Source organism: Bradyrhizobium sp. (genome assembly GCF_016462955.1).
Lineage (GTDB): Bacteria > Pseudomonadota > Alphaproteobacteria > Rhizobiales > Xanthobacteraceae > Bradyrhizobium.
Genome location: NZ_JAEMSD010000442.1, coordinates 1 through 5776, shown reverse-complemented (window position 1 = coordinate 5776; position 5776 = coordinate 1). Strand labels below are relative to the sequence as shown.

Sequence of the window (5776 nt, the reverse complement as noted above, 5' to 3'; positions counted from 1 at the left end):
TTCTCGGAGTCGATCAGGGTCTCAAACCCATAACGATACTGGTCGACGTCGATGCCGCGAACCCGTTCGATGGTTTCCTGAACCGCCGCCATCTATCGCTCCGTCCGGAAGGGGGATTTCGCAGCCTTACTCATCGACCTGAGCTCAAGCCGGGATGCAAGTGTCGGGCACCGGACAGACGGCCGCACATTGCGGCGTGTCGAAGCTTCCTTCGCACTCCGTGCACTTCTTGGGATCGATGACGTACATGTCGCGCTTGAGACTGATCGCGGCATTCGGGCATTCGAACTCACATGCGCCGCAAACCGTGCATTGCGAGGCGACAATCTTGTAGGCCATGTGTTCCGACTCCTTGAGCAGAGGATGCCTTTAGACATCCTCTTTCAAGCGTCGTGCCAACCGTGAAATATTTGAAATTCAAGCAAAATTCCGGACCATGCCGGTTGTCGCGGCCCCGACAGCATGTCGCATCTGCGACACGCGGTCAGAGCCGTTTGACCTCGATGCCGTGCTTCTTCAACGCATAGCCAATCTGCCGCGGCGTCAGGCCGAGCAGGCGCGCAGCCTTGGCCTGGACCCAACCGGACTTCTCCATGGCGGCGATGACACGATCACGGTCGGCCATGCTGCCGCTCGAGGACGCATTGGCAGAGTCCGGCGTCGACGCTCCCGGATCGAGCGCCGCAGGCGCACCAACACTCGCCTCACGCGGAGCCCTGGCCGGCAGGACGGAGAGCGGCACGATTGGCAGCGATCGCTGCGGCGCAGCCTCGGATCCACCGTTCCACAACATCGCGGACAGACACTGGCTGTGGCAGCAGGCGAAATCGTTCCTGACGATCTCCGGTCCCGGCGCAAGGGTCGCCGTGCGCTGCACGCAATTCTCCAGCTCCCGCACGTTGCCTGGGAAGCCGCAGCTCATCAGAACCTCGATCGCGTTCCGATCGAAGGACAACGTGCGGCCGTTCTCGGTGTTGAAGTTCTTCAGGAACTCGTTGGCCAGCAGCGGAATGTCGCTGCGCCGCTCGCGCAGCGGGGGCAACATCATCGGCACGACGCTGATGCGATAGTAGAGATCGGCACGAAACTCGTTACGCGCGACCGCTTCTTCCAGGTTGCGGTTGGTCGCAGCGATGACGCGCACGTCGACCTTGATGGTCTGGTTGCCGCCGACGCGCTCGAACTCCTGCTCCTGGAGCACGCGCAGGAGCTTGGCCTGGAACGACGCCGATATCTCGCCGATTTCGTCCAGGAACAGCGTACCCTTGTCGGCCAGTTCGAACCTGCCCTTCCGCGAATTGAGCGCGCCGGTAAAGGCGCCCTTCTCATGGCCGAACAGTTCGGATTCCAGCACCGATTCCGGCAGGGCGGCGCAATTGATCTTGATGAACGGACGCTTGGCTCGCGGCGAAAGCTCGTGAATGGCCTTTGCTCTCAGCTCCTTGCCGGTGCCGGACTCCCCGCGCAGCAGGACGGTCGAGTTCGACTTCGCCACCACCGCGATCTTTTCCAGCAGCCCTCGCAGCGCCGGGCTGTCACCGATGATGCCTTCGACCTGAACCTTGCGGCGATCGCGCGCCGGCTTGAGCTCGGATAGCTCCTTCTGAAGGCGGTAGCTCTCATGCATCAATCGTTCGCGATCCTGCGCAACGACCCGGTGCAGCTTCACCGTCTGGCCGACCAGATTGGCGACCATCGTCAGCAGACGCACGTCGGAATCGAGTCGGTACATCGACCGCTCGTCCCAGATCCGATCGACCGTCAGGGTGCCGACGACCTTGGCATCGATGCGGATCGGAACGCCGATGAAGGACACCCGGACCGCCTCCGAGGCGCCCAACGTCTCCACGTCGGCCGGGCCGAAGGCGGGATGGCTGGCGATGTTCTCCGCCACCAGCGGCATCGCGGTCGCGACAATCTGATCGACAGCCTTCTGCGGCAACCGCCCGCGATAACGCTCGTCACTGCCCTCGCTCCATCCGGCTCCGACGGTGAGATCGGGAATGCCGTCGTCCGCGAGCAGCGCGACCACGCCGTGGCGCATCTGGAGAAACGATTGCAGGAGGTTGACGACGTTGGCAAGCGTCGCCTCCAGCCGCGTCGGTGCCGTCAATATTTTCGAGATTTCGAAGATTCCGGTCAGCGCGATCTCATTGAGCGGCACGATTGGCGCCGTCTGATCGGCCCGGTGTCCTTCAACCGAGGGAGCAGCATTCAGCATCACGGAATCTCCGTTGCCCGTTACATCCTCCCGGCCGCTTTCTTTGGAATTTGTCTTATTCTCATTCATGTCGTGTCCAGAGTCGCGCTCAAGTTGTCGGCATTGCTGCAAAAAGATTCCATCGGCCTTGCACGCTTTATCATCCACTGTGCGGAATTACCTTCGGGACGGGCGACACGCTCAAAATCGACATCGGCGCATTGATCCAGCGCAAAACCTGCGAAATTTTTTCCAGGACGGCCGCCCGATCATACGTGCTGCCCTCCGTTGATCGGTACTTCCGCACCGGTCACGTAGCTGGCCGCGTCCGAGCACAGGAAGAAGATCACCTTCGCGACCTCGTCGGGCGTACCGACGCGATGCAGCGGGATGATCGGCGCAAGTTGGGCCTCGGTCTCCGGCGACAGGATGTCGGTCTTGATCTCGCCGGGAGCGATCGCATTGACACGAATTCCGAACGGCGCGTAGTCGTGCGCCATCTCGCGGGTCAGGCACGCGAGCGCAGCTTTCGACGTCGCGTAGGCGGTGCCGGCAAAGGGATGCACGCGGGAACCCACGATCGAGGTCACATTGACGATCGCGCCGGCGGCCTGTTTCAGCTCGTCGACCAGGCCCTGCGCGAACAAGACCGGCGCGAGCAGGTTGACGTGGAATACGCTCATCCAGGTTTCGACGGGCGTCGTCAGGGAGTTCAGCCGGCTGCCGTCCGCGGCCTTGGGCGAAATGCCGGCGTTGTTGATCAGCGCGTGCAGCGGCCCGCCGTTGAGCCGCTCCTTGATCTCGGCGAGCGCACGCGGCAGCGCGCGATGGTCGCTCAGCTCGACCTGCACATGGTTGTCGGCCCCGGAGTCCCAAGGACATCGCCCGGTGTCGAATGGCTGCCGGGAGCAGGTGATGATCCGCCAGCCGGCTTCGGAGAACAGCCTCCCCGTCGCATGACCGATGCCCCGGGACGCGCCGGTCAGCACGAGCGTTTTCTGCGCGCGGCTTTGTGCACGTGCCTTGTCGCCGTGAAACGGGCACGACGCGATGTCGGGTGCCGGCGCGCCACCCGGCGCGCCGTCGCGATCCAAGAGGTCGAGCGTCACCAGAACTCCTCACCGCGTCCGACCGGACGCCAGACAATGACGATGAAGGCAACTTTGCAGGAATTGGACCACACGCTATCGCCCGATCGCAGCAAATTCCGCGACCGAATGTCGAGTTCGCGACACGCTGCAAGGTTTGCAACACGCGCCCGTGCGCTTTCGGACCAAGCGGCGCCGTCACGCTGCGTTTCTCCTTTCTGAGTGCTGACCGGCAGTTGAGGGCTGTTTTTCAACCGTTCCAAATGGCCCGGCTCTTGCTCTTCCTGTTCCGAGCTTGATCGCGCCTTGCTGCATCTCCTCCGCAAACGTGGTTTCAAATGCCCCAGCCGCACGACCATCGACTCTTTGCCGTGATCCTCGGCACCAACGAGATCGCATCTGCGATCGGCCTCCAGCTGGTGCGCGCCGGATATTGTGTCGTGCTGTCACACGATCCGGATCCGCCGGTGATCCGGCGCAAGATGGCGTTTCATGACGCGCTATTCACCGACACAATGCAGCTCGAAGATGTCGTCGCCGAGCGCGTCGACGACGGCATGCAGGTCTATCAGGCGCTTGGCCGGCCGGCACGAATCCTGGTCACTTGGCTCGGCCTGCTCGACTTGCTTCCGGTCCGCCACATCGACCTTCTGGTCGATGCGCGACTGCAGAAGCGGCGGATCACGCCCGACCTCAGGCGGCTCGCCCACCTTGCTATCGGACTGGGCCCGGGCTTCTCGTCGAACTCCAATTGCGACGTCGCTGTCGAGACCCGCCCGGGCAAAATCGGGCTGGTCACCGACGCGCGCTGGACCGATGCCGCCGATGGCGTCGCGAATTCACTGGGTGATATCGGCGCGGAACGCTTCGTCTATTCGCGGTTCGCGGGACGCTGGCACACGCCGGTTGAGATCGGCACCCGCGTCTACCGCGACCTCGTGCTCGGTCACCTCTCCGGCGTACCCGTGCTCGCGCCGCGCGACGGAATCCTGCGCGGCATCGTCCGCGACGGCAGCGAAGTTCCGGCTGGGGTCAAGTTGCTGGAGATCGATCCGCGCGGTCGGGACGCCCAGTGGACCGGCACGGATCAGCGGGGACGCGCCATTGCCAACGCAACAACCGCGGCGGTCAGACTTCGCGCCGCGCGTCGCATCACGCAACGGAATCCAGCATGATCGTCTGCTCCTGCAACGTCATCAGCGACCACGACATCAGAGACGTGGCGTCGTCCGGCGACGAGCTTTGCTCCGCCGCGCAGATCTACGGCTGCCTCGGCTGCACGGTCAGGTGCGGGCTGTGCTCCCATTCCGTGAGGCGCATTCTCGAGGAACGGCAGCCCCGCCGCGAACGGTATTCGCGGGAGCATGGCGCGCTTCGTTCTGAAGCTTGAAATGAAAGCTCCCCGCATCAAGGGGCCTGCGCAGTGCGGGAGAGGACTGCTGTCATCCGCTCTATTGCCGCGCTCCGGGTCACGTGGCCGTCATGGTTTCCCCCCCCCCCCGCAGATCACAACAATGGCCACGACATTGGTGCTTGCCGATGCCTCTGCGGATGTCGTTGGGGGGATCCGGTTCATGCAGGTCCCGAATGCCTAAAAAGGGTGATTTCCCGGGTTCTCGCCGGTCGACCCCTCCGGCGAAGTCACTGCGAAGTCGGGCAATTCAGTGCCTTTTCGATCTGGTTGGCTATTCCTTTCAAAAAAACCTGTTGTACGCCTCCAGTCCAGGGTGAAGTATGGTCCCCTAGAATTGGTGGTTGGGGGCCTGCAGCTCCACCATGAATGCGGGCGGTTGGACTCAATGCGGGAGAAAGAGCCGAACCCTGGGGCGGCGGGCGACCTGAAGGGCTGGCTGGCAGGCATTGGTCTCGGCCAATATTCCGATCTTTTCACCGAGCATCGGCTCGATCTGGACGTCATGTCCGATCTGACGGAGGCCGATCTGGCGGCGCTCGGGCTGCCGCTCGGAGATCGCAAGCGCCTGCAACGGGCGATATCATCCCTCTCTGCTTCCGATTCGACAGAAGCGCCGGCCAAAGCGGTTCGCAGTCCTCCTAGAACGGAGATCGGTGCCGAGCGGCGCCAGCTCACCACCATGTTCTGTGACATGGTGGATTCCACTTCGCTCTCCTCGCAGTTCGATCCCGAGGACGTGCGCGATATGATCGCGAGCTTTCGCGAAACCTGCGTGCGCGTGGTGAAGCACTATGAAGGATTTGCCGCCCGCTTTGTCGGCGACGGCATCCTGGTCTATTTCGGCTATCCGAACGCGCACGAGGACGACGCCGAGCGAGCGGTGCGGGCTGGCCTCGAGATCGTCCGGATGTTGTCGACGACACGTGCGATCGAGCCCCGGGGTGCGCCCAGTCATGCGCCGGCCGTTCGAATTGGCATCGCGACGGGACTGGTCGTGGTCGGCGACCTGGTCGGCCAGGGGGTGGAGGAGCGCGATTCCGCAGTCGGTGAAACCGTCAATCTCGCGGCGCGGCT

Annotated in this window: 5 protein-coding genes; 2 read left to right on the top strand and 3 right to left on the bottom strand. The window is 63.2% G+C overall.

The genetic code is table 11. From position 1 onward, the window contains the following. Nucleotides 1–144 precede the first annotated feature (144 nt). The 3 genes from JHD07_RS31095 to JHD07_RS31085 form a co-directional block, all read right to left on the bottom strand. Nucleotides 145–339 (bottom strand): 4Fe-4S dicluster domain-containing protein, encoded by a 195-nt coding sequence (locus JHD07_RS31095; RefSeq protein WP_025037833.1) that lies wholly within the window; start codon nucleotides 337–339, stop codon nucleotides 145–147. A gap of 145 nt (nucleotides 340–484) precedes the next feature. After that, nucleotides 485–2221: a nif-specific transcriptional activator NifA gene (gene nifA, locus JHD07_RS31090; RefSeq protein ID WP_291629086.1), complete on the bottom strand. Its 1737-nt coding sequence runs from the start codon at nucleotides 2219–2221 to the stop codon at nucleotides 485–487. A gap of 248 nt (nucleotides 2222–2469) precedes the next feature. Continuing rightward, the gene (locus JHD07_RS31085) at nucleotides 2470–3309 is read right to left on the bottom strand and encodes an SDR family oxidoreductase (protein ID WP_291629083.1); all 840 of its coding nucleotides are present in this window, start codon (nucleotides 3307–3309) and stop codon (nucleotides 2470–2472) included. Between the two features lie 317 nt (nucleotides 3310–3626). Here JHD07_RS31085 and JHD07_RS31080 point away from each other — a divergent pair, with 317 nt between their 5' ends. Then, on the top strand, nucleotides 3627–4463 hold the full coding sequence (locus JHD07_RS31080; protein WP_291629081.1) for a xanthine dehydrogenase: 837 nt from the start codon (nucleotides 3627–3629) through the stop codon (nucleotides 4461–4463). 624 nt (nucleotides 4464–5087) lie between these two features. Continuing rightward, the coding region (locus tag JHD07_RS31075; protein ID WP_291629090.1) for an adenylate/guanylate cyclase domain-containing protein at nucleotides 5088–5776 on the top strand (689 nt) is incomplete at its 3' end.